The organism is Micromonospora sp. NPDC050200, from assembly GCF_040656135.1.
In the GTDB taxonomy this organism is placed as follows: domain Bacteria; phylum Actinomycetota; class Actinomycetes; order Mycobacteriales; family Micromonosporaceae; genus Micromonospora.
In genome coordinates, this window is sequence record NZ_JBFALG010000035.1 from 48,716 (window position 1) to 70,038 (window position 21,323).

15 protein-coding genes and 1 pseudogene are annotated in these 21,323 nt (G+C 71.7%); 9 read left to right on the top strand and 7 right to left on the bottom strand.

The features are described from left to right. Positions 1-137: 137 nt before the first annotated feature. Positions 138-1,346: a peptidase M23 gene (locus tag AB0I41_RS22355; protein WP_357110662.1), complete on the top strand. Its 1,209-nt coding sequence runs from the start codon at positions 138-140 to the stop codon at positions 1,344-1,346. Between the two features lie 310 nt (positions 1,347-1,656). Continuing rightward, positions 1,657-2,451 (top strand): serine protease, encoded by a 795-nt coding sequence (locus AB0I41_RS22360; RefSeq protein WP_357110664.1) that lies wholly within the window; start codon positions 1,657-1,659, stop codon positions 2,449-2,451. 160 nt (positions 2,452-2,611) lie between these two features. Here the strand turns inward: AB0I41_RS22360 and AB0I41_RS22365 are convergent, their stop codons facing one another. The 5 genes from AB0I41_RS22365 to AB0I41_RS22385 all read right to left on the bottom strand — a co-directional run bounded on the left by AB0I41_RS22365 (position 2,612) and on the right by AB0I41_RS22385 (position 11,153). Further along, positions 2,612-2,992 carry a YccF domain-containing protein gene (locus AB0I41_RS22365; RefSeq protein ID WP_357110708.1) on the bottom strand — a complete coding sequence of 127 codons (381 nt, stop codon included), beginning with the start codon at positions 2,990-2,992 and terminating at the stop codon, positions 2,612-2,614. Between the two features lie 88 nt (positions 2,993-3,080). Further along, complete coding sequence (locus AB0I41_RS22370) at positions 3,081-4,340, bottom strand: TIGR02679 family protein (RefSeq protein WP_357110667.1); 1,260 nt, start codon at positions 4,338-4,340, stop codon at positions 3,081-3,083. Next, positions 4,337-8,407: a TIGR02680 family protein gene (locus tag AB0I41_RS22375; protein WP_357110670.1), complete on the bottom strand. Its 4,071-nt coding sequence runs from the start codon at positions 8,405-8,407 to the stop codon at positions 4,337-4,339. Before AB0I41_RS22375 ends, AB0I41_RS22370 begins: the two co-directional genes overlap by 4 nt. 3 nt (positions 8,408-8,410) lie before the next feature. Continuing rightward, on the bottom strand, positions 8,411-9,649 hold the full coding sequence (locus AB0I41_RS22380) for a TIGR02678 family protein (protein WP_357110673.1): 1,239 nt from the start codon (positions 9,647-9,649) through the stop codon (positions 8,411-8,413). Beyond that, positions 9,642-11,153, bottom strand: coding sequence for a TIGR02677 family protein (locus AB0I41_RS22385; RefSeq protein WP_357110675.1), 1,512 nt, complete (start codon positions 11,151-11,153; stop codon positions 9,642-9,644). Before AB0I41_RS22385 ends, AB0I41_RS22380 begins: the two co-directional genes overlap by 8 nt. A gap of 344 nt (positions 11,154-11,497) precedes the next feature. Between AB0I41_RS22385 and AB0I41_RS22390 the strand changes: the two are divergent. From AB0I41_RS22390 to AB0I41_RS22410, 5 genes and pseudogenes are all read left to right on the top strand, one after another. Further along, a pseudogene (locus tag AB0I41_RS22390) lies at positions 11,498-12,223 on the top strand (bacterial transcriptional activator domain-containing protein); the annotation flags it as partial. 443 nt (positions 12,224-12,666) lie between these two features. Beyond that, positions 12,667-14,946 carry an FAD-dependent monooxygenase gene (locus AB0I41_RS22395; protein WP_357110678.1) on the top strand — a complete coding sequence of 760 codons (2,280 nt, stop codon included), beginning with the start codon at positions 12,667-12,669 and terminating at the stop codon, positions 14,944-14,946. After that, positions 14,943-15,263, top strand: coding sequence for an antibiotic biosynthesis monooxygenase (locus AB0I41_RS22400; protein ID WP_357110680.1), 321 nt, complete (start codon positions 14,943-14,945; stop codon positions 15,261-15,263). The genes AB0I41_RS22395 and AB0I41_RS22400 overlap by 4 nt, the downstream gene beginning before the upstream one ends. Then, positions 15,260-16,486 (top strand): cytochrome P450, encoded by a 1,227-nt coding sequence (locus tag AB0I41_RS22405; RefSeq protein WP_357110683.1) that lies wholly within the window; start codon positions 15,260-15,262, stop codon positions 16,484-16,486. The genes AB0I41_RS22400 and AB0I41_RS22405 overlap by 4 nt, the downstream gene beginning before the upstream one ends. 67 nt (positions 16,487-16,553) lie before the next feature. Continuing rightward, complete coding sequence (locus tag AB0I41_RS22410; protein WP_357110686.1) at positions 16,554-17,228, top strand: TcmI family type II polyketide cyclase; 675 nt, start codon at positions 16,554-16,556, stop codon at positions 17,226-17,228. Positions 17,229-17,594: 366 nt separating this feature from the next. Here the strand turns inward: AB0I41_RS22410 and AB0I41_RS22415 are convergent, their stop codons facing one another. Further along, entirely contained in the window at positions 17,595-18,128 is a 534-nt protein-coding gene (locus AB0I41_RS22415) for a GNAT family N-acetyltransferase (protein WP_357110689.1), read from the bottom strand. A gap of 340 nt (positions 18,129-18,468) precedes the next feature. Here AB0I41_RS22415 and AB0I41_RS22420 point away from each other — a divergent pair, with 340 nt between their 5' ends. After that, positions 18,469-19,362, top strand: a complete 894-nt coding sequence (locus tag AB0I41_RS22420; protein ID WP_357110691.1) for a hypothetical protein — start codon at positions 18,469-18,471, stop codon at positions 19,360-19,362. Positions 19,363-19,510: 148 nt separating this feature from the next. On the opposite strand, the gene AB0I41_RS22425 is transcribed toward AB0I41_RS22420, so the two are convergent. After that, positions 19,511-20,296 (bottom strand): SGNH/GDSL hydrolase family protein, encoded by a 786-nt coding sequence (locus tag AB0I41_RS22425; RefSeq protein WP_357110694.1) that lies wholly within the window; start codon positions 20,294-20,296, stop codon positions 19,511-19,513. 53 nt (positions 20,297-20,349) lie between these two features. On the opposite strand from AB0I41_RS22425, the gene AB0I41_RS22430 reads away from it, so the two are divergent. Beyond that, positions 20,350-20,991, top strand: coding sequence for a TetR/AcrR family transcriptional regulator (locus tag AB0I41_RS22430; protein ID WP_357110697.1), 642 nt, complete (start codon positions 20,350-20,352; stop codon positions 20,989-20,991). The last annotated feature ends 332 nt before the right edge of the window (positions 20,992-21,323 follow it).

Sequence of the window (21,323 nt, forward strand, 5' to 3'; positions counted from 1 at the left end):
CGCAGGTCCGCCCCGGTTTGCCGGAGTGGACCTCGCGTGTTCACGGCTGCCTCCCATGTAGACAATCGTCAATGCTATTGGTTACTGTCCCCGTTACCTGGATTGCAACGATGCATTTCCATGTTTCGGAGGTGTCTATGTCCAAGGGTCATGGCCGGGGCCGGGCCTGCGCTGCGGCGCTGGCCGCGGCGTTCGTGCTCGCCGTCCCCGCCACCGCCGTCGCGGCGCCGGCCGGGGGCGCCACCCCGGCGCCCCCGGCCGGCAATGTCACGGCGGCGGTGACCGCCAAGCTTCTCGACCAGGCGGCCAGCGCCTCCGACGCGGGGCTGCGGACCGCCAGAACGGACGACACCCGCGTCACGGTCACCCGACGCGACGGTCAGACGTGGGCGTTCGGCACCGCCGTCATCGTCGCCCCGCACAAGGAGGGCGCATACCCGGCGGGCTGGGTGTTCGTCGCCCACCGCGAACGCGCCGGCTGGCGGGTCGCCTTCGACGGTGAGTCCGGCTTCGCCGGGCTCGCCCAGGATGCTCCGCCCACCGTCGTCTCGCCCCAGGAGCGGGACCTGTTCACCGCGCCCCGTCCGACGTACGCCGGTGGGGACTACCGCACCGGCATGCGGTTGCCGTACGGCGTCGGCCAGTCGTGGTGGTTCACCGGCGGCCCGCACGGCTGGGCGGGCAGTGACTCGCCGTGGAGCGCGGTGGACCTCGCCGGCGGCGACCAGCGCGTGCTCGCCGCGCGCGGCGGCGCCGCCTACACCATGTGCCGGGGCTGGATCCGGGTCATCCACGACCGCGGCTACGCCACCGACTACTACCACCTGTGGAACAACATCAGCGTCAACGGGGCCGGCGTGGGTGAGGGGGCCTACCTCGGCGACACCGGCACCGACGTCACCTGCGGCGGCGCCGCCAGCGGCCGCCACGTGCACTTCGCCCTGCGCCAGAACAACGCGTACGTGCCGGTTGCCGGGCACAACCTCGGCAAGTGGGTGGTCATGAACGGGGGCGGGACCTACCAGGGGTACGCCCTGCACGGCTCGGCGCAGGTCAACGTCGGCGGGTCGCTGTACAACTACGGCTCGCTCGGCCTGAACCAGGGCGTCATCGACGCCAACGGCGGCGGCACGGTCAACCGGCGCACCGGCCCCGGGACGGGGTACGCGATCGCCGGCTCGATCGCCGACGGCTCGACCGTGACGGTCTCCTGCTCGGCCAACGGCACCACGCACAGTGGTCGGTGGGGCACCACGTCGCTGTGGAACAGGCTGACCGACGGCACCTGGGTCACCGACGCCTACATGTGGACCGGCATGGCGGGCCCGATCAACGGTTGGTGCTGAGCGCGCCACGCCCGTCGGCCGTTCCTCGGCCGGCTCCGCGACCGGCCGGTGCGGCCATCACCCGCACCGGCCGGTCGGCATGTCGGCTTCCTTCACGCGGAGACCCGGGTGCGGGGCGGCGTGGCGGCGGCCGCCGACGTGGGTGCGTTGGCCGGCAAGGGGCGGGCCTCAGGTCTGGTCGGGTGGTCGTGGCATCCATATCGCCCGGGCTATGACCTGGAGGATAGGGCCAACTAATCGATTGATCTCGATATAATGGCCCGAGTCAGGTGCGCTCACGACGCGTGCCGGTCCTGATGCGGAGGAACACATGCTTCGTTGGCGCACCCTCACCGGCCTGCTGGCCGCCGCGTTGGCCGCGGTGACCGCGGGCAGCCTCACCCTCGCGGCACCCGCCGCTGCGGCCGCCCCCACGCCGACCCCGTACATCGTCGGCGGCACGCGCGCCGCGCAGGGCGAGTTCCCGTTCATGGTGCGGCTCTCGATGGGCTGCGGCGGGGCCCTGTACAGCCCGCAGCTGGTGCTCACCGCCGCGCACTGCGTGGGCGGCACGGGCACCAACACCAGCATCACCGCGACGCTCGGCGTGGTCGACCTCCAGTCGTCCAGCCGGATCACCGTCCGGTCGAACTACGTCTACCGCGCCCCGGGCTACAACGGCAACGGCAAGGACTGGGCGCTGATCCGGCTGGCCACCCCGGTCACCGGGCTGAGCACCCTGCCGATCGCCAAGACGACCGCCTACGACAACGGCACGTTCACCATCGCCGGCTGGGGCGCGGCGACCGAGGGCGGCGGGCAGCAGCGGTACCTGCTCAAGGCGACCGTGCCGTTCGTGAGTGACGCTACCTGCAACGCCAACTACGGCGGCCAGATCATCGTCGCCGAGGAGATCTGTGCCGGGTACGCCAGCGGCGGCACGGACACCTGCCAGGGTGACTCGGGTGGCCCGATGTTCCGTCGCGACGCCAACAACGCCTGGATCCAGGTCGGCATCACCAGCTGGGGCAACGGCTGCGCCCGGCCCAACTACCCGGGTGTCTACACCCAGGTGAGCTACTTCTCGTCCTCCATCGCCTCGGCCGCCGCGAGCCTTGGCGGCTGACCGTACGACCGATCGGGCGGCCCGGCTCACGACCAGCCGGGCCGCCCGCGCGTCGTCACCGGCGCCGTCGGCGGGACCGACGATCCGGCCACCGTGATGCTGTCCCCGGCACTCTCCTTCACGGCGATCGGGCCGGCGTCAGTGAGTTGACTCGGACCTGTCATGGGATGTCGACGAGCTCGCGCCCGAGGGGCCAGAACGCTGCCGGGACGAGCTTGAAGTTGGCGATGCCGAACGGGATGCCGATGATCGTGACGCAGAGGGCGATGCCGGCGAGGATGTGGGACAGGGCCAGCCACCAGCCCGCCAACACCACCCACAGGACGTTGGCCAGGCCGGAGGCGACGCCCGCGCCGGGCTTGGGCACGAGGGTGCGCCCGAAGGGCCACAGCGAGTAGACGGCCAGCCGCAGCGATGCGACGCCGAACGGGATCGTGACGACCAGAACGAAGCAGATCAGCGCGGCGATGCCGTAGCCGATCGCGAGGACGAGCCCACCGCCGAAGATGAGCCACAGCACGTTGAGCAGGAAGCGAATCACCTCTCCAGCATGACCGCCGTGCGCCACCGACCTGCTCCGGGCCTGGTTCGCCGGGGTCCGTGGAGCACGGCCTGCCAATCCCCTGGAGTCATCTGTTCATGAGGTCGCCCAGCAGCGCGGCTACGACGCTCTCCTCGTGCACCACCCGCGCGTGCCGCCGCATCGCGGCGGCAAGTGCCGGGTCCCACGGCGTGTCGAGGTTCGGTCCGCTGAGTTCCCGCAGCGGCGTGCCGCGCAGCCGGGCCTCAGCTATCGCTGCCTCGTAGTCGGTGGACCGGAACCGCCAGGGAAGGGCGCCGGTCCGCCGCATGACACGCTCGGCGATGCCGATACCCGGCCAGTCGAAGTCGCCGTGGTAGGTCAGCCGTACCCGGTCCTGCGCGGCCAGCGCGTCGAGCAGCGCGAGCGTGACGGTGGTGGGATTGCCGGAGGTGCAGACGAGGGCGGCGGGCGCGGCGGCGTCGACGGCGGCTTCGAGCACGCGGGGGTTCTCGCAGACGTACACCGTGTCCTGGGCGATGAGCAGGTGGCCGAGTCGCCGGACGTCACGCAGGGTCAGGTGGGTCTCGGCGTGTTGGTCGGCTCGTTGACGGAGGGAGCGGGCAAGCCAGTCATCGGCGAGGGGACGCAGCCCGTAGGTGAGGACGGTGGTGGCGACCGTGTCGCCGGCGACACCGGCCGACTCCCACAGTGCTCGCCGGGCGGCGGCGTCGGGCGGCGGCTCGGCGGAGCCGGTCAGGGCCAGGGCGATGCCGCGCAGAACGAGCCGGGCCAGCAGGGTGTCGTCGTCCAGGCCGTGCGCGGTGCCGGTGACCCGTTCCGCCAGCTCGGTGCGGGACCACGGCGTGGACCGTCGGCTGAGGGTGAGGCCCAGCGCCGTGGTGGCCGCGGTGATCAGCCGGCGGGCCTCGGCGGAGGTGAGCCGGGCCAGCACGCCGCTGCGCCACAGGCTGTCCAGCCACCTGGCCGCCCAGTCCCGGTCGGCGATTCCGGCGGCTTCCACGGCGACGCGTCCGTGCTCGCGGAGCTGATCTCGCCGGGTGACCTCGGCTGCGGCGTCGGCCGGTCGATCGGGTACCGGACCGGTGAGCGCCTCGACCACCTCGATCAGGCCGGCAGCGGCGGCGCTGCTGGCGAGCGCCCGGTCGAGTTCGGCCAGGTCGAGGGTGACCTGTGCGGCGACGGGCCGGCCGATCAGTAGTCCGACCGCCTCCCGCTGTCTGTCGTCGAGGGCACGCAGCGACAGTCGTCCGCGGGCCGCGCGCCCGTTGCGGATCAGTCGCAGGCGCACCGCGGACCACAGGGGACCGAGTTCGGGTGAGCCGAGCCAGGCCAGCGGGGTGTTCACCGCGTCACCAGGTTGCGTCGGGAGCCGTCCCAGCGGAAGTGCAGGGTCGCCACCCCCGGCTGGGTGGGGTCGCGCAGGCATTCGTAGATGCCGAGCGACGGCACTTCCGGAAAGCAGCCCCACAACCGTTCGCTGGTGAGCACCGCGTCGAGGTCCAGGTCGACGAGCAGGCCGAGGAGGCGGCCGTGGGTGGGCTCGTCGACCTTCGCGAACGCATCGTCGAGCAGGATCAGCCGTGGGGCGGGCGGGTGCGCCGCGCCGACAGAGGAGAAGTGAGCGGCGGCCGCGGCGAACAGCACGAGGTACGACACGACCCGCTGCTCGCCCTGGCTCATCGCGGTACGCGAGGACAGTGTCCGTTCCCGGTCCGGGTTGGCCTGGTCGGTCACCTTCACCGCGAAGGTGAACCATTGCCGGTAGTCCAGTGCGGTGCGCAGGTGGGCGCCGTACCCGGCGGAGGAGTCGGCTCGTCGGGCGTCCTCCACTCGTCGGGCCAGCACCTCCCGGAGCCGGTCGTTCTGCTCTCTGGTCCGCATCGCCAGTGGCGTGCGCAGCAGGTCCACCGCGGCCCTGGTGTCCGCGTCGGAGTCCGCCCGCAGCGTCCACACCAGCCGGGCGCCCAACCCGTGCGAGGTGCGGACCCCGTCCAGGGTGTCGTTCATGGCGGCGACGAGGTGGTGGGCGGCGAGGATCTGCCGGGACAGGGCGTCGCCCAGCTCTCCGAGCAGGAAACGTTCGAACGCCTGCCGTTCGCGGTCGGCGACCGCGGAGCGCTTGTCGTCCAGTTCCGTGCTCAACCTGGCCGCTGCCAGCGCCACCGGGTGCTGCCCGATGTCGTCGGCGATCTCGATCACCTTGACCCCGTCGCGGTCCTCCCAGATCAGGTCGTATCCGCCGGCGAGCCGGCCGCGTACGTCGTTGTACCGGTTGTGCAGGGCGTTTTCTCCGGCGTCCTGCGTCTGCGCGCCCATCGTGGAGTGCAGGCGTCTGGCCAGTTCGTCGAGGTGCTGGATCCGTTCGCGGGCCGATTCGCCAGCCGGCCCGGCGTCGGTGAACGGGGGCAGGCCGAGTGCGGGGGAGACGCCGGGGAGGGTGAGGACCCGGGGCAGGGCTGTCCCGGCGGCGAGGGTGGCGTTCTCCTGTTCGGTGAGCCGCTGTCGGGCCTCGTCCCGAAGGTTTTCGGTGCGTATGCGGTGGTCCCGGGCCTGCTGGTAACGGTGCCGGGCAGCCGGCAGGCTGTCCTGGGCCGCGCGGAGCCGTCGGTCGGCGTCGGCTTCGCGGGCGAGGACGTCGGCGGGGTCGGCTCCGAGGGACTCCTGGAGTACGGCCAGCGCCTGCGCGGCATCGGCATGACGCCCCGCAGCGGCGCTGGCCTCCTCGTCGGCGGTCTCGCCGCGCTCCACGGCGAGCGCGTGGTCGGTGATCTTCTGCCGGTAGCCGGCAAGCTGCTCGGGCAGGGTTTCGGTGCTCCGCCGCTGGCGGGGCAGGTCCTCGCCGAGCATTCTGAGCCGGACCTCGACGCGGCTCAGGTCGTCGGGATCCGCGGGCAGCAGGTGGGCCTCGGCGGCGGACGTCGCCTCCCGGTGCCGGGCGGTGGCCTCGGTGCGCCGGTCCCGGGCGGTGCGGCGGGCGCGTCCGACGTCGCTGGTGAGCCGTGCCAGCGCCGATGCCGCCTCGTCGCGGCGCGCCCAGGCGGCCTGCAGCGGCCCGCCGTCGGGCAGGTCACGCAGAGTACGGGTCAGCTCGTCGCGGGTCTCGTCGGCGATGGTCAGGTCGCCGTCGAGGGAGTCCTTCTCCCGCTGCGCCTGTTCGATCTGGGTGGCCAGCTCGGCCAGGCGGCGGGCGCGTAGCGCCGCCCGGTTCGCCGCGCCGACGTACTCGGCGGTCGGTTTGTGCCAGGTGCCGTGGGCGACGCCGAGCCGCCAGCTTCCGTCGTAGCCGACCCAGCTGGCTGCTTCGGCGGGCCCGAGGGCGATACCAGCCAGCAGCGGGGTCACCCGCTCCGCCCCGGGCACGGGCTGCAGCGCCTCGCCGAGGCCGGCTCCGCCAACCGGCGGCCCGGGGCGCAGCAGGACCTCTCCGCTGCCGGCCACCACGGACCCGTCGGCGGTCACCCGGCCGTCGAGCAGGCCACTGGCCTCCAGTGCCGCCTCCAGCCCGGCCCGCTGCTCGGCGGTGACGTGCCCGGCGAAGTCGACGAGCCGGTACAGCGCGTCCTCCGCCGGCATGATGCTGCGGAAACGCGATGCTGGGGGCTGCGGATCGGTTTGTTCGGTCCACCGTCGGTGCGCTGCCCGCAGGTCGGTCATGGTCGCCTTGACCCGGTCGAGGGCGCGCAGCAGGTCGTCGCGGCGGGCGTCGGCGGCGCGGCGTACCGGTTCGAGCGCGGCCTCGGCTGCGGACCGCACCGCCGCCGGTGTGTCGGCGGGCAGCGCCGCGTCGTCGTCGGCGGTCACGGCGCCCCGCAGCGCGGCGACGTCCGCGCCGACGACGGCCGGTCGGGCCAGCCACGCCAGAACCTGACCGGCGTACGCGGTGCTGGCCGCGAGGAGTTCCTCGGCCCGCGCCTCCAGCGTGTTCTGCGCCGTCTCCTGCTGGGCGTCCAGCAGCTCGGCGTCGGCCTCGGCCCGGGCCGCGATCCCGGCCGCCGAGGTGGCGCGGTCCAGTAGCCCGCGAAGGTCGGCGGCAGCCTGGCGGCGACCGGTGACGGCGTGCGTGGCCGCCCGCAACTGCTGCGCGCACCGCCCGATGTCGGCTCCGACGGCGGCGACATCGATGGTGGAAAGCCGGCCGTCGGCGGCTGCCGGAGTGAAGCGCAGCGTGAGCGGCTCGCCGAGATGGGCCACGTCGACCCCGGCCGCGGTCGCCGTATCGGCCAGTCGCCGGTGACCCTCGCGCAGCTCCGCCGCCGTCCGGCCGAGTCGTTCGGTTTCCTCCACGAGCCGGGCCGCGGCGTCCGCTGCGGCGCGCCGCTCCGCCGCGGCGGCCCGTTCGGCGGACCGGGCGGCTGCCTGCAACGCCTCGACCGCCTGCCGCCGCTGCCCGAGGTCGCGGACCGCCCGGTACTCGGCGCTGTCCCGCAGCGCGGCGAGTTCCGTTGTCGTGTCCCGCACCTGGGCTTCCCACCGGCGCGCCGTAGCGTCGGTCGTGGTCTCCGCATCCAGCGCGGCGGCCACGTCGCGTTCCCGCTCGCCGGCCTGCCGGCGGCGGGTCCGCAACTCGACCAGCGCGGTCTGCACGGTGGTGACCCTGCGGCGCAACTCGCCGCGCAGGTATCCCCGGTAGGCGGTCATCAGGTCGGTGAGGGCGGCGGAGGTGCGTTCCAGCCGGCCGAGGTCCTCGCGTACGGCTTCCAGGTCGTCGAGGTTGTGCGCCACCGTGTCGAGCACGTCGTCGTCCAGCGGCGGCAGCGCCTCGCTCAACTCCACGGTCAACTGGCCCGCCTCGATCCGGTCGCCGACGGTGGGTCGCCGCAGCCGGTAGAGGAGGTGGACCAGGTTGCGGTAGCGGCCGGCGTCGGTGATGCCGAAAAGCTCCCGGGCCACCCGCGCCCGGTAGTCCCGGGCGCTGGAATACACCGCGTCCTCACCGAGCCGGTCCCGCAGCCGGTCGATCGGCAGCGGCTGCCGATCGACCACGAGGGTGACGTCGGGGCCGACGCGCAGCGGGGTCACGAAGTACAGCAGCCGCGCCTCCCCGGTGGTCGACGACCACCGCACCACGGCGCCCAGGGTGAGGAAGCTGTCGGCACCGTCGCCGCTCTGGCGGCGCAGCTCGGCCCAGAGGAAGCCCTGCCGGTTCACCCCGGTGGACCCCTCGCTCATCAGCCAGCGGAAGGTGGTCCGTCCCGCTCCGGTGGCATCGAGCCGTTTGGCGTCGCCATCGAGGAGGAATGGCAGCAGCAGCTCCAGCGCCTTGGACTTGCCGGCGCCGTTCTTGCCGCGCAGCAGCAGCCTGCCGTCCTCGAACTGGAAGATCTGCTCGTCGTACTGCCACACGTTGCAGATCCCGGCCCGGTGCAGGCGGAACCGGTCGGTGTTCCCGGGCCGCGCCGTCGCGGTGGTCACGTCTCACACATTCCTTTCGAGTACGGCGTAGCGCGCGGCCGCCGCCAGCAGGACGTAACCGCCCGGCGGGGTGCAGCCGCGCCCCTGCCGGGCGTCCACCGCCCGCGCCGCGGCCACCGCATCGTCGTCCTCCGCGTCCGCGACCGTGGGTCCGGCGGGGGCCATCAGGCGCATCTGGACGAGTAGCCCCGTCACCGCCTCGCGGAGCAGGACCGCGTCGTCGACGTAGGCGCCGGCCCAGTGCCGACGGTGCCGCTCGACCAGGCCGGCGAGCAGATCGTCCAACAGGCCCTCCGGTACCGGCACCCCGATCACCGGCGTCGCACCCGGCCGGGCTGTCGGGGCGTCCGGGCGCAGTGCCGCCACCAGCGCCTCGACGCAGAGCAGGGCGGCCTGGGCCACCGTGCCGGTGCCGGGAAACCCGATGTCGGACAGGTCGTCGTCGGGGTCCACCAGTGCCGCGCCCTCGGCCCGCAGTTCCGCCTGCACACCGACGTACTCGGCGAAGGACCGCTCGTCCCGGCGCTGCTCGCGGCGCAGCCAGGCCCGCTCGGCGGCGGTCAGGTCGTCCACGTACACCACCGGAGTCTCGACCAGCCGCCGGCGGACGGCGTGCCGGGCGCCACCCGGACCTGCCGCCGAGGCGGACCGGAGGAAGCCCTCCGGCGTGTCCGCCCTGCTCAGTGGCGTCGCCAGCAGGTGGGCGGCGATGTCCCGGTCCACGGTCAGCAACGCCTCGGCTCGACCGTCGTCGGCGTACCCGGCGACGCTGCCCTGCTCCTCCACCAGCACCCGCCAGGCGACCAGTTGCCGCAGCGCCGCCCCCAGCGCCCGCCGCTGCGCGGGTCGGTCCACGTCGCCGAGGTCGATGCCGGCCTCGACGGCAGCCGCCCGGATGTCCGCGACGAGCTGGGAGAGCAGGATCTGCTCGGCGGAGGTCAACAGGACGGCGACGGCCAGCGTCAGATACGAGTACATCCGGGGGGTGAACGGCGCTCCCGTCGACCGGGTCAGGCCCCGTCCCGCCCCCGGGCCGAGTCCGGCCTTGAACAGTCGGGCGAACCCGGCCTCCACCACCAGCCGGTAGCCGAGGAAGGTGGCAAACCATGTCTTCAACCAGTCGGCATGTCGCCTGACCAGTGGGAACTCGTCGTGCCCCGGAAGCAGCAGAGGCACTGCCAACAGAGCGCGTACGGCCCGCCGACGCTCGGCGGCCAGGGCGATGTCATGCTCATCAGCCATCGCCGGTCGCCTCCACCGGCGCGAGCCTGATGGACAGCCCGTCAGCGGTGAAGTCACCGCTGGCCGATCGCAGGACCAGCGTCGCCCCCGGCTTCCCGACCACCTCACACCGCAGCCCGAGATCCATCGAGAGCGTCACCGCGGACCCGAACGCCGGATCACCCGCACCCAACGCCCGCGCCAGCAACTCCAGAAGCAGGCTCATCGCCGACGCGGACAGGCGGACGGCGGACAGGTCAGCCGCGGCGGAGAGCAGTTCACCGGCGGCGGTGACGCGCGCGCGCTGGGTCGCGGCCGCCTCCGCGAGCAACATCGCCTGCTGCTCGCTGCGGTCCACCACGCCGGTCGGCCGGCCGCGGGGCGCCCGGTTGCCCCGTTCCCGCAACGACACCGGCACCGTCACCGCGGGTGCCGGCCACCAGCTCTCCGTCGCCGGAACCACCGCCTCTGGATCTCCCGCGATCCCGACATGGCGCGCCCCGTACAGCCCGAAGGCCGCGGTGAAAAGATCCGCGGCGGTGTCGGCGTCGGCGCCGTCGAGCCACCCCGCCAGCCGCAGCAGGTCGCGGCGTCGCGACACCCCGTGCCCGGAGGAGCGGATCATCCGCTTCGCGTTGGCCAGCAGAGACTGCAACGCCCGCAGTGTCGCGTCGCGGAGCTGACCGACCTCGCTGCGCCGGCCGTCGGTGTCCCGGAACCAGGCGCGCAGCGCCTCCCAGTCGGCCACCTCACGGCCGCGGGTCCGCTGCACCGTGACACCCACCGCCTCAGCGGCTGAGACGAGGCCGTCACCGTCGGCGTCGATCCGGGCGAGCAGTGCGGGCAGCTGCGGCCAGATCCGGTCGAGGTCGCGCTCGATGCGTGGCGCCAGCAGCACGACCTCCTCGGTGATGGACTCGACGTAGTCGAGCAGGAGGTTCTTGAAGCCCGCGTATTCCCCGGCGTCGAGGTCGTAGCGGGCGAGCACCTGACCCAGGTAGGCGTAGAAGTCCCGCACCGAATCGCGGAACTGCCAGAACTGGGCGAAGGCGGTGACCACGACGTCCCGGGTCTGGGCGGGGTCCGGGCCGCCCGGCCGTTCGACCTGCTCCGCGACGCGGGCCAGGCCCGCCGCCACCAGTCCGAGCAGCTCCCGGCTGATCTCGCGCGCCGAGTCGGCGCTCGCCAACATCTCGTCCACCTGCCGCTGGATCCGTTCGCCCAGAGGTGAGAGCTGGTACCGCGAGCGCGCCCGGTGGTATTCGGCGATGCTCTTCACCCGTACGGCATGCGAACTCGGCAGCAGATTGCCCCAGCTCACCAGCCGTCCCAGGCGGTCGGCGGCGGTATCGACGGTCAACTGCTCACCGTTGCCGTTCAGCGCGTCCGCGACCTCTTGCGCCGACAGGTCGGTCATCAGCGAGCCGGCGAACAGGCGCATGATCGCCAGATAGGTGGGCCGTTCCGGAACGGTCAGGTAGGTGTACCCGTCGAGCCGGTCCAGCTCCTCGATGCGCGCGCCCACCTATGAAGGGTAGGCGGGATCCCCAGGCCCGCGTACCAGGGCCCCCTGTGAGCAGGCAGGCCTCGAGTTCGAGAAGTTCCGCTTGTCCCCAGGTTCCGATCGACGCCAACCGCGCGGCGACGGGTGTCAACGGACTGTCACAGGAACCGCACAGATTCTGGTGCGCGGTGACGCCGGGGTGACGCCGATTGCGCAGACTTCCAGCTGAGGCGAGCGATCCTCGGGCAGCTCAAGCCCCGTTTCACCGGTTCAGCCGGCGGTCGGTGGGCTCCAGCAGGGTGGCTCTTGCCGCCCACGGTCCCGGTGCAGGGAGTTCGATCGTGACGGGTGAGAAGAGCACGCGGTTGTCCACGACAGGCGGCACGCCAGCACAGCCGGGGTCCGACGCCGAGCCGGCGGTTCGTCTCCTGCTGCTCGGCGGCTTCCGGCTGCTGCACGGCAGGCGGCCCGTGGCGGTGCCGCGCGGGCTGCAACGCAGCATCGCCCTGATCGGCCTGCGCCCGGGTGCCACCCGTGCTCAGCTGGCAGGCCTGCTGTGGCCGGAGGTGGCGGAGGAGCGCGCCCTGTCCTCGTTGCGGACGGCACTGTGGCGGCTGCGCCGGGACCCGTCCTGCCCGGTGATCACCGTCGGCGACACGGTCCGGCTGCATCCGATGGTCGACGTGGATGTCGACGAGCTGGCCCGGGCCGACGCCCGGGTCAGCCAGGGCGGCGATCCGCGGCCGGCGACGGCGGTCCTCGCCGCCGGGCGCCACGACCTGTTGCCCGGCTGGTACGACGACTGGGTCCTGCTGGAGCGGGAACGGTTCAGTCAGTTGCGGCTGCACCTGCTCGACGAGATGGCGCGGGCCCACCTGCGTGCCGGCGAGCACGGCGAGGCGTTGCAGGCCGCGCTCGAGGCGATGGCGGCCGAACCGTTGCGGGAGACGCCGCACCGGCTGGTGGTCGAGACGCACCTGGCGGAGGGCAACGCGTACGAGGCTCTGCATGCCTTCTTCGTGTATCGCGATCTACTGCGGCGCGAGTTGCAGCTAGAACCGTCCGCGGCGATGTCCGCGCTGATCAATGACGTGCTCGCGCCGAACGAGGTGCCTGCGCGGCGGGGCCCGGCCCCGGCGGGGCCCGGTCCGTCGCGGATCGTCCCCGGCCCGGCCGCAGCGGCCGGCGGCTGCGCCACCGTGGGTGCTCGCCGGGGGACGGCCGTCCTGCTTCGGGCGGTGGCGGCGGTCGACGCGGCGTCGCGGACTCCACTGTGCCGGGGGCCCGTCCCCGCCGCGTCAACGCGCGCGGACTCGACACCGGCCGCCGGTGACGGCGGGGTGACGCGACGCCCGGCACGGTCGCAGGACGACGTCGTCGCGGTCCGGGTGCCACTGGCCGGGACCTTCTACCCGGCATCGCAGCCGGGAGCGCCACCGATCGTCGCGGTGGGCGACCGGTCGCGAAGGGACGGGCGTTGGCCACCGTCGTTCAACAGCTCCACCGTCTCGCGCAGGCCGTCAAAGGAGACCTCATGATCAGGACGATGTTCCGGATACGCGCGCGCCCGGGATGCGAACACGCCGTGGAATCCGCGTGGCGAGCGGTCGCCGGGCAGATCAGCGGACTGGCCGGCAACCTCCTGCGGGACCTGCTTCTCGACGCCAACGACCCGCGCTCGTTCGTGGTCGTCACCGAGTGGGCCGACGAGTCCGCGCTGCGCGACTACGAGAACGGGCCGGTCGCCGCGCGCTTCGCCGATGCCGTACAGGCGCTGTGCGAGACGCCCGGGGCGGAGAGCTACCGGGTGATGCGCGACGCCGACGGCAACGGCTCGAAGGTCTTCGTGGATGTGGAGATCACCGTGCCGGCCGCCAGGCTCACGGAGTTCGAGCGCGGGTACGTCGAGGTCGCCGCGAGGGTGGCCGGGGTGCCCGGGTACCTCCGCGAGGAGTTGCTGCGTGAGCCCGACTCGGACGTCCACCACATCTTCGCCGAATGGCGCAGCGAAGCGGAGTTCTACCGCTGGATCGGCAACCCGGCACACGCGCAGGAGGAGGCCGGGCCGATCGCACCGTTCCTCCTCAAGGACTTCCGGCGTCGCCTGTTCCACAGCGCGGCGCGTCCCGACAGCAGACGAGAACCGAGTACGGGCAAGGAGATCGACGTGCACACGACAACGGACGTACTCATCGTCGGAGCGGGGCCCACCGGGCTGACCGCCGCCGTCGAGCTGGCCCGGCGCGGCATCGGGTGCCGGGTGGTCGAGAAGCTGGCCACCCCGCCGGGGCAGGCCGACAAGGCGATCGGCGTGCACTGCCGCACGATGGAGATCTGGGAGAGCCAGGGCATCGTGCGGGACGCGATGGACGCCGGGATCTGGCTGACCGGGAACATGGTGTTCGTCAACGGCGTGCAGACCCATCAGATGAGCTGGGAGCTGCCCGAGCTGCCCTACGCGCACCTCGGCCTTCCCCAGTACGAGACCGAGCGCATCCTCACCGAACGGCTGGCCACGCTCGGCGTGCGCCCGCAGCGCGGCGCCGAGCTGGTCGCGTTCACCCAGGACGACGACGGCGTGCTGGCCACGCTCGCGACCGCCGCCGGCGAGGAGACGGTACGCGCGAAGTACCTGGTCGGCTGCGACGGCGCGCACAGCAAGGTCCGGGAGCTGCTCGGGTTGACGTTCTCCGGTGGGCTGGGCCGGTTCCCGCAGCTGTTCATGCTCTGCGACGTGGACGTGGACTGGGACATGCCGGAGGGGCACCTGCTCCGGTTCATGCACGAGACCGACGGCCGGATGGACGGGATGCTGGTCTGCGTTCCGCTGCGCGGCGAGTCCCGGTACCGGATCGCGACGCTGGCGCCGGGCCGGTTCTTCGCGCAGACCGGCGGGCAGGACGCCCCGCCGGGGTTCAGCGAGGAGCTCGCCGAACCGACCCTCGCCGACATTCAGGCCGCGCTCGACCAGCTGGCGCCGCCCGGCACGCGCGCGTCGAACCTGCGCTGGTCGTCGGTGTTCCGGATCAGCCACGGGATCGTGGACCGGTACGGCGACGGCCGGGTGTTCGTGGCCGGCGACGCGGCGCACCTGCACCCGCCCGCGGGCGGCCAGGGCATGAACACCGGGATCCAGGACGCCTGGAACCTGGCGTGGAAGCTGGCGCTGGCGGTGCGGGGGATCGCCGCACCCGGGCTGTTGGACAGCTACGAGACCGAACGGCGCCCGGAGGGCGAGGAGATCGTCGGGCGCGCGGTGCGGCTGGCCTTCACCGACGAGCTGGACCGCGAGGACCTGAAGCGGCAGTTCCTGCAGGAGATGTCCATGCTGCTCAGCTACTCGGACAGTCCGCTGGTCGGCGAGTCCCTGTCCGCACCCGATGCCCTGCGCGACGGTCCCGGGCCCGGCGACCGCGCTCCCGACGTCGGTGGCCTGAGCCGGCGGGGCGTCGGGCACCCGCTGCGGCTGCATGACCTGACCCGCGGCACCCGGCACACGTTGCTGCTCTACGCCGACGGCTCGACCGACGAGGGGACCGTGACGGCCGTGGGGAAACTGTGCGCCGACGTCCGCCGGCAGACGTCCGGGCAGGTCGACATCTACCTGCTGCTCAGCCCGGACGCCCGGGTGGCGTCGCTGCTCGATCCGCCGGTGGTGCGCGACGCCGGGGGCGAGTTCCGCGCCGGGTACGGCGTCGACGGCACCGCCCTGTACCTGGTCCGCCCGGACGGGCATGTCGGGTTCCGCAGCCAGCCGGTCGACGCCGACGCGCTCAGCAAGCACCTGCAGTTGGTGTTCGGAGGCGCGCGATGACGACGGTACGCACCGTGCTCGCCATGCGTACCAGGGAGGGCTGCGAGGAACGGTTCGAGGCGGAGTGGCGCTCGGCGGCGGAAGAGATCCGGGCGCTGGACGGATGTCTGAACCAGGACCTGGTCCGTGATGCCGACGACCCGCGCAGCTATCTGATCATCAGCGACTGGGCGGACCGCGAACGGCTGGACGCCTTCGGCCGCAGCGAGCACCGGGAGCGGTTGCTGCAGATGATCCGCGAGCTTCGCGAATCGGCGCAACGGCACACCTACCAGGTTCTGCACAGCGTACGGAGCGAGCCGGAGGAGTCGCGATGACCGAGGATGCCGTACCCGCGGCGGAGCTCTACACCCACGAATTCGCCGCCGACCCCTATCCCACCTTCGCGCGGATGCGGGCGGAGAAACCGGTGTGTCCGGTCAGTTCGCCGCGGTTCGACTCCTACCTGATCACCCGGTTCGACGATGCCAGGGCGGCGCTGACCGACCCCAGGCTGTCCAAAGATCTCTACGGGCCCGGCCAGCAGTACCTGCGAATCTTCGGGCCGAACTCCGAGGCGTTGAACAAGAACATGCTCAACGCGGATCCGCCGGAGCACACCCGGCTGCGCCGGATCGTGTCGCAGGCGTTCGCGCCGCGTCGGGTCGAGGCCCTTCGGCCCCGCGTGGCGGAGATCGTGGACAACCTGCTCGACAAGATCATCCCGCAGGGCCAGTCCGAGCTGATGCACGACTTCGCGATCCCGCTGCCGATGATGGTGATCAGCCAGTTGCTCGGGATACCGGAGACGGACCACGAGCGGGTCCTCGACTGGACCCAGGTGATCAGGACGTCCGGGTCGTCCGGCCGTGGTCCCGAGGAGGACAGGGCGGCCGTGCAGGAGGCCCAGCTGCGGCTGCACCACTATCTCGCCGACCTGGTCCAGGCCAAACGCGTACGCCCCGGCGACGACATGATCAGCGCGCTGATCGACGCCTGCGACCACGACGGACAGCTGTCCGAACGGGAACTTGTCACCACCACGTTCCTGCTGCTGTTCGCCGGGCACCAGACCACCGCGGACTTCCTCGGCAACGCGACCGTGGCGTTGCTGACCAATCCTGACCAGCTCGACCTGCTGCGCGCCAAGCCGGACCTGCTGCCCTCGGCGATCGAGGAGCTGCTCCGGTTCGACGGCCCGTTGCCGGTGGCCAGTCCCAGGATCGCCACCGAGGACGTCGAGTATCAGGGCGTACGCATTCCGCGCGGGTCGATCGTCGGCGTGGTGATCAACGCGGCGAACCACGACCCGGCGCACTTCGCCGACCCGGATCGGCTGGACCTCTGCCGCGAGCGGGGCCCGCACATCGGCTTCGGCCACGGCGTCCACTACTGCCTGGGAGTCTCGCTGGCCCGGATGGAGGCACAGATCGGCATCGGGGCGCTCCTGCGCCGGCTACCGGAGCTGCGGCTCGGGGTGCCGGTCTCCGAACTGCGCCGGCTGCCGGCGGCGTCGCCGTTCCGGGGCCTGCTGGAACTCCCGGTCCGGTTCACCGCCTGACGGCCTCTCCCATCCGCAACATGACATCAACGTCCACTCAGTCAACATGCACACCCGAGGAGCAGTCATGGTCTTCCGAAACGTGATCGTCTGTCACATGGTTCCCGGCAGCGAGGGCACCGTCGGCGATGTCTTCGGCTACTACGACAAGACGACCCGACCACAGGACCTCGGCGTGATCGGGCGACGGCTGCTGTCGCTGGACGACCTCTACATCCACGTGATCGAGCGCAGGGAAGACCCGCGGGTGTCGGGCCAGACCCGGGGACTGCCCGCGTTCCAGAAGATCGCCGAAGCCATCGCTCCGTACGTGACGCCGTACCCGAAGAACTGGAAGAACCCGTCCGACTCGGTCGCCAAGGAGTTCTACAGCTGGGTTCCGGCCGCGGATTCGGCGCCCGAGTCGGCCGGCAGGAATCTCACCGTCATCATCGGACGGATCAAGCCCGGCGCGGAGCCCGACGTCGCGCGGATCTTCGGCGAGTCCGACGCCGGGTCGCTGCCGGTCCAGCTCGGCGTCACCGGACGCTGGCTGTACTCGATCGACGACGTCTACGTGCACCTGTTGGAACGCACCGACGAGGCGGTCGCCGACGCCACGGGGCACGACCATGACCGGCCGGTCTTTGCCAAGATCATGGCGGAACTCAGCCCGTTCATCAGCCCGTACAACCCGGACACCTGGCGTGGCCACCAGGACTCGGTGGCCCACGAGTACTACCGCTGGCGAGCCGACGACTGACGACCATGACCACGACAAGGCTCGCCGCGGCGGGCGAGAATTCACCCGGACGAGAGGCCGTGGTGTGACCGGACCGTGGCCCGGGGCGAGCGCCGGTACGTACAGCTTCAGTTCGGCCACCGGGTGACGTACGCGAACCTGGACGACGTCCTCATCCTGTCCGCCGTGGCGGGCGCGCCACGGTAGCCACCCCCGGCGCGCCGAACCCCCCGGGTCGGTCGACCGGGGGGTTCGGCGTCGCGCGACCCATCCGATGAGCGCTGTCGTCAAGCGGGAATGTCGGACCGGCGCCGCTCGTCCGGGTGTGCCGTGGGTGGGTAATGCCGGCGACATGCCCCCGCCGAGCAGCGCCCCCACCCCCCCGGCTCATTCGAGGCGGCGGGCGAGCACCTGACCCGGCCAGGGCTCCCGGCCCGGCCGTCGCACCAGGAACGGGTCGGTGGCGGTGAAGCCGCACCGCTCGTAGAAGTGGACCAGCGCCCGGTCGTCGCCGCCGTAGCAGTCCACCCTCAGCAATCCCAGACCGCGATCGCGGGCCAGCTCCGCGGCGTGCTCCAACAACCGCGCTCCGATGCCCAGGCCGGCGTACGCCCGGTCGGTGACCAGCAGGTTGACGTACAACTCCGGCTCGGTCGCCGGCGGCACGTAATCAGTCGCCGCGCCGACCACCAGCGCGCCGATGGCCGTGTCGCCGAGCATCGCCAGGTGCAGTCCGTCGCTGGCCGCCCACGCGTCGGCCTGGGCGATCCGGCGGGGGTCGGACGACGCCGGCTCGGTGCCCCACTGACCGGTCCGCCCCCGCGCCACCAGCCAGGCAGTGGCGCCGTCGAGCAGTGCCAGCACGGTGGACGCGTCCGCCGGCCCGCCCGGCCGGATGATGACAGCCCGCTGATCGGTCATGGCCGTCATGCTGCTACACGGCGACGGCGGGTCGTGCACCGGGCCGACTCGTGACCCGGGGCGCTGGCGGGTCGAAACGGGTGGATTTCTGCTGGGAGAGCGCCGACTGTCGTTTGGACTACATGGTCCGCCTGCTGCCCGAGCCGGACACCCGCCTCGACCCGTGGGCCCTTCACTGCGCGCGCTGCCGACCTTTGAAAAGGCCGAGCGACGTCGGCCCCGGGGCCACTTCGACAGCCCACGAAGGCGGCGCGGTGTCCCGAACCGTTGTCGAGGCGTGTCTTGTCCCCGGAACCTCCCGTGGGACCCTTTCGATCGAAGGGCATGGAGGTGAGCGGGGATGGCTCGACGGCGTTGGATGCTCTGGATCGCGGTGGTGGCCGTGCTCGGCGGCTGTGGCACGGATGGGAACGGGCCGGGTGGGGAGGGTCTGGACAGGCAGCGCCAGCAGGCGCGCGACGCCCTGGCCCGGTACGACAAGGCGGTCCTCGACGCCGGCGGCTCGCAGCGCTTCGTTCCGGTCGGGGACCTGACCGGCCAACTCGGCGACTGGGAACCCACGGACGGAGACAACAAACAAGCGTTGATGTCCGGCCTGGTCGTCGCCGCCAACGCGCTGCCCGCCCCCCGGCAACCGACCGGACAGGTGGTCTGGGAGAGCGGTGCCACCCAGGCAGTTCCCTTGCTCTCGGCCGACGAAGCACTCAAGCAACTGGCGGCGGCGGGCGCCGGGGGTTGTTCCGAGTGCGTACCGCTGGAGGTCACCGCCGCGCGCCTGACCACGGCGCGGATCCAGACCACGCGCGGCCCGGCGACAGCGCCGGCCTGGGAGTACACGCTGAGAGGAACGGCGGCACGGGTGACCCGAGTCGCGGTCGCCAGTTCGGCCACGGTCAAGGTCACCCCGCCGTCGTGGGACCCCTACGACGTATCCGCTGGCCTGCCAATCGACTCGGCGACCACGACCACGCCCAGCCGCCAGCTGACCGTCACCTTCACCGGCGCACCGAACTCGGGAAGCCAGCCGTGCGGCGCCGACTACAGCGCGGAGGCCATCGAGTCGGTCAACGCGGTCGTCGTCATCGTCATCGAGCACCCCCACGCGGCCGGCGAGACATGCCCGGACATGGGCGCGCGGCGTACCACCACCGTCGATCTGGCTCAACCGCTGGGCGAGCGGGCGGTCCTCGAGGTGCAGCAGGGCCTGCCGGTCCCACTGACGGTCACCGCGTGATCCCCTGCGGTCTGATGACCTTCATGGTCGGACGGTCGTGACGGACACCAACATCCGATCATGGCGCTTACTCCGCGTCACGGGGGCGTAGCTGACTGCGACCGGGCAAGGCGTCCGGACGTGCCGAAGAGCGGATGTTGCCCGCCGGCTACCTCCGGCCGGACTCTTCTGCAGTTGCGCCCCGTGTGTGGCCGTCACGCTGACAGGCAACATTCGGTTCCACGGTCATAGGCAGGACTGCCTCGAGGATCGTGGCCGTCTGTGCACCCAGCGCTCGGCCCCACACGCGGTATCCGGCTGGGCCGGGATGGAAGCGATCCGAGGCGAAGAAGTCGTCTCGTTCGATGGGTAAGTGCCCGACCGGCAAGTGGAACACGCCCGTGTCCCGTCGAGCCAGGCGCGTGAGTTGACGGTCCAGCCGGCGCGCGTGGATCCCAAGCAGCAGCCGCGCTGGCGCAGGCAGTGCGGGAAAGCGGTGTACGGGGGGCAGCCCAGCCAGAAGCACAGGGATCGGGGCGCCGAGCCGACGCCGAATCACCGCCACCAGATGCTCGACATCGCGCCGGAACCGGCCGGGTCGCCGCAACCGGACCGCATCGTTGACCCCCACAACCACGAGGACCAAGTGTGGGCTCCACCGCGTGTGTGGATCCGTGATGCCGTCCACCAAGTCTCGTCGGATCGTTCTGGCCGTGGCTCCCGATCGTGCCACGACCCGCCAAGACAGGTGCCGCCCGGTCAGTGCGGCGAGTGCAACCGCAGTCTGACCGGCCAAGGCCGCCTGATGGTCGGGAGCACCGACCCCCGCCGCCGCGGAGTCGCCGAGCACGGCCAGCCGAAGTGGCTCTCCGCCGCCGGCCACCGTTCCCCAGTCGTCTCCGTACGCTTCGGCAAGTCGCGGGATCCGTGCCCGGATCCGTTCTGGCCCCAACATCCAACCACCCCCTCATAACACCGTTATGTCAATAACACCGTTATGATGAGCTCGTGTCAAGGACAAGCAGCGATCCGCGGCAGGAACTCGTCGAAGTCGCTGCTCGGCTGCTGACCGAGCAGGGACCCCGGTCGCTGTCCGCGCGAGCACTAGCACGCGAGACCGGCACCTCCACAATGGCCGTCTACACGTACTTCGGCGGCATGCCAGGCCTGGTGCGAGCCGTCATCCGGGAAGGCTTCGCCCGGCTAGCTGACCGGTTGTCGACGGTGCATGCCAGCGACGACCCAGTCGCCGACAGCTTCCAGTTGGCCATCGCGTACCGGCAGTCCGCGCACCTGGCGCCTCACCTGTACGCGGTGATGTTCGGCGGTTCAAGCATCGCCGGGTTCCAACTGTCACAAGAAGACCGGCGCATCGGCCTCTACACGCTGCACGCAGCCCGGGATGCCGTCACCCGATGCATTCAGGCAGGCCGATTCCGTCCCGCCGACCCCTGGTCCATCACCCAGCACACGTGGTGTCAGCTGCACGGCCTAGTCAGCCTCGAACTCGCCGGCTACCTCACCTCAACCCACCCGTCTGACGACGAGTTCCGCCAGTACCTACGAGACCTTGCGGTTGGAGCCGGCGACACGCTCGAGCAAGCCCAGGCATCGATAGCGCTAGCCATGGACAGGGCGAACAACACCTGACGACAGCCCGCCGCGCCAACACCGACGGGTAGGAGCAATTCACCACAAAACGCATCAGCGGGATGCTGCAAACCGTCGTTTGGAACGTACGCTCACGCCGCCCACCGTGCGTCACGCTGAGTGACGGGGCGTGGCGGCGCTCGGCGCGCGGTCCTGTCGAGAACAGTGCGTTGAGGTCGAGGATCAACAGACTCACTGAGCCGCCCTGTGGCAGCTCACTGTGGGTCTAGTGCTCGTCTAGTGTGGTGCGCCTGAAATTCGTTTGCAATATCTGGCGAGGGAGTCGAGGATCTCCTCGGCGGTCTTGGTCCACACGAACGGTTTCGGGTTGT

Coding starts and splice junctions, on each gene's coding strand:
- AB0I41_RS22355 (WP_357110662.1), top strand. CDS start 138: ATGTCCAAGGGTCATGGCCGGGGCCGGGCCTGCGCTGCGGCGCTGGCC.
- AB0I41_RS22360 (WP_357110664.1), top strand. CDS start 1,657: ATGCTTCGTTGGCGCACCCTCACCGGCCTGCTGGCCGCCGCGTTGGCC.
- AB0I41_RS22380 (WP_357110673.1), bottom strand. CDS start 9,649: ATGGCTGATGAGCATGACATCGCCCTGGCCGCCGAGCGTCGGCGGGCC.
- AB0I41_RS22395 (WP_357110678.1), top strand. CDS start 12,667: ATGATCAGGACGATGTTCCGGATACGCGCGCGCCCGGGATGCGAACAC.
- AB0I41_RS22400 (WP_357110680.1), top strand. CDS start 14,943: ATGACGACGGTACGCACCGTGCTCGCCATGCGTACCAGGGAGGGCTGC.
- AB0I41_RS22405 (WP_357110683.1), top strand. CDS start 15,260: ATGACCGAGGATGCCGTACCCGCGGCGGAGCTCTACACCCACGAATTC.
- AB0I41_RS22410 (WP_357110686.1), top strand. CDS start 16,554: ATGGTCTTCCGAAACGTGATCGTCTGTCACATGGTTCCCGGCAGCGAG.
- AB0I41_RS22415 (WP_357110689.1), bottom strand. CDS start 18,128: ATGACCGATCAGCGGGCTGTCATCATCCGGCCGGGCGGGCCGGCGGAC.
- AB0I41_RS22420 (WP_357110691.1), top strand. CDS start 18,469: ATGGCTCGACGGCGTTGGATGCTCTGGATCGCGGTGGTGGCCGTGCTC.
- AB0I41_RS22425 (WP_357110694.1), bottom strand. CDS start 20,296: ATGTTGGGGCCAGAACGGATCCGGGCACGGATCCCGCGACTTGCCGAA.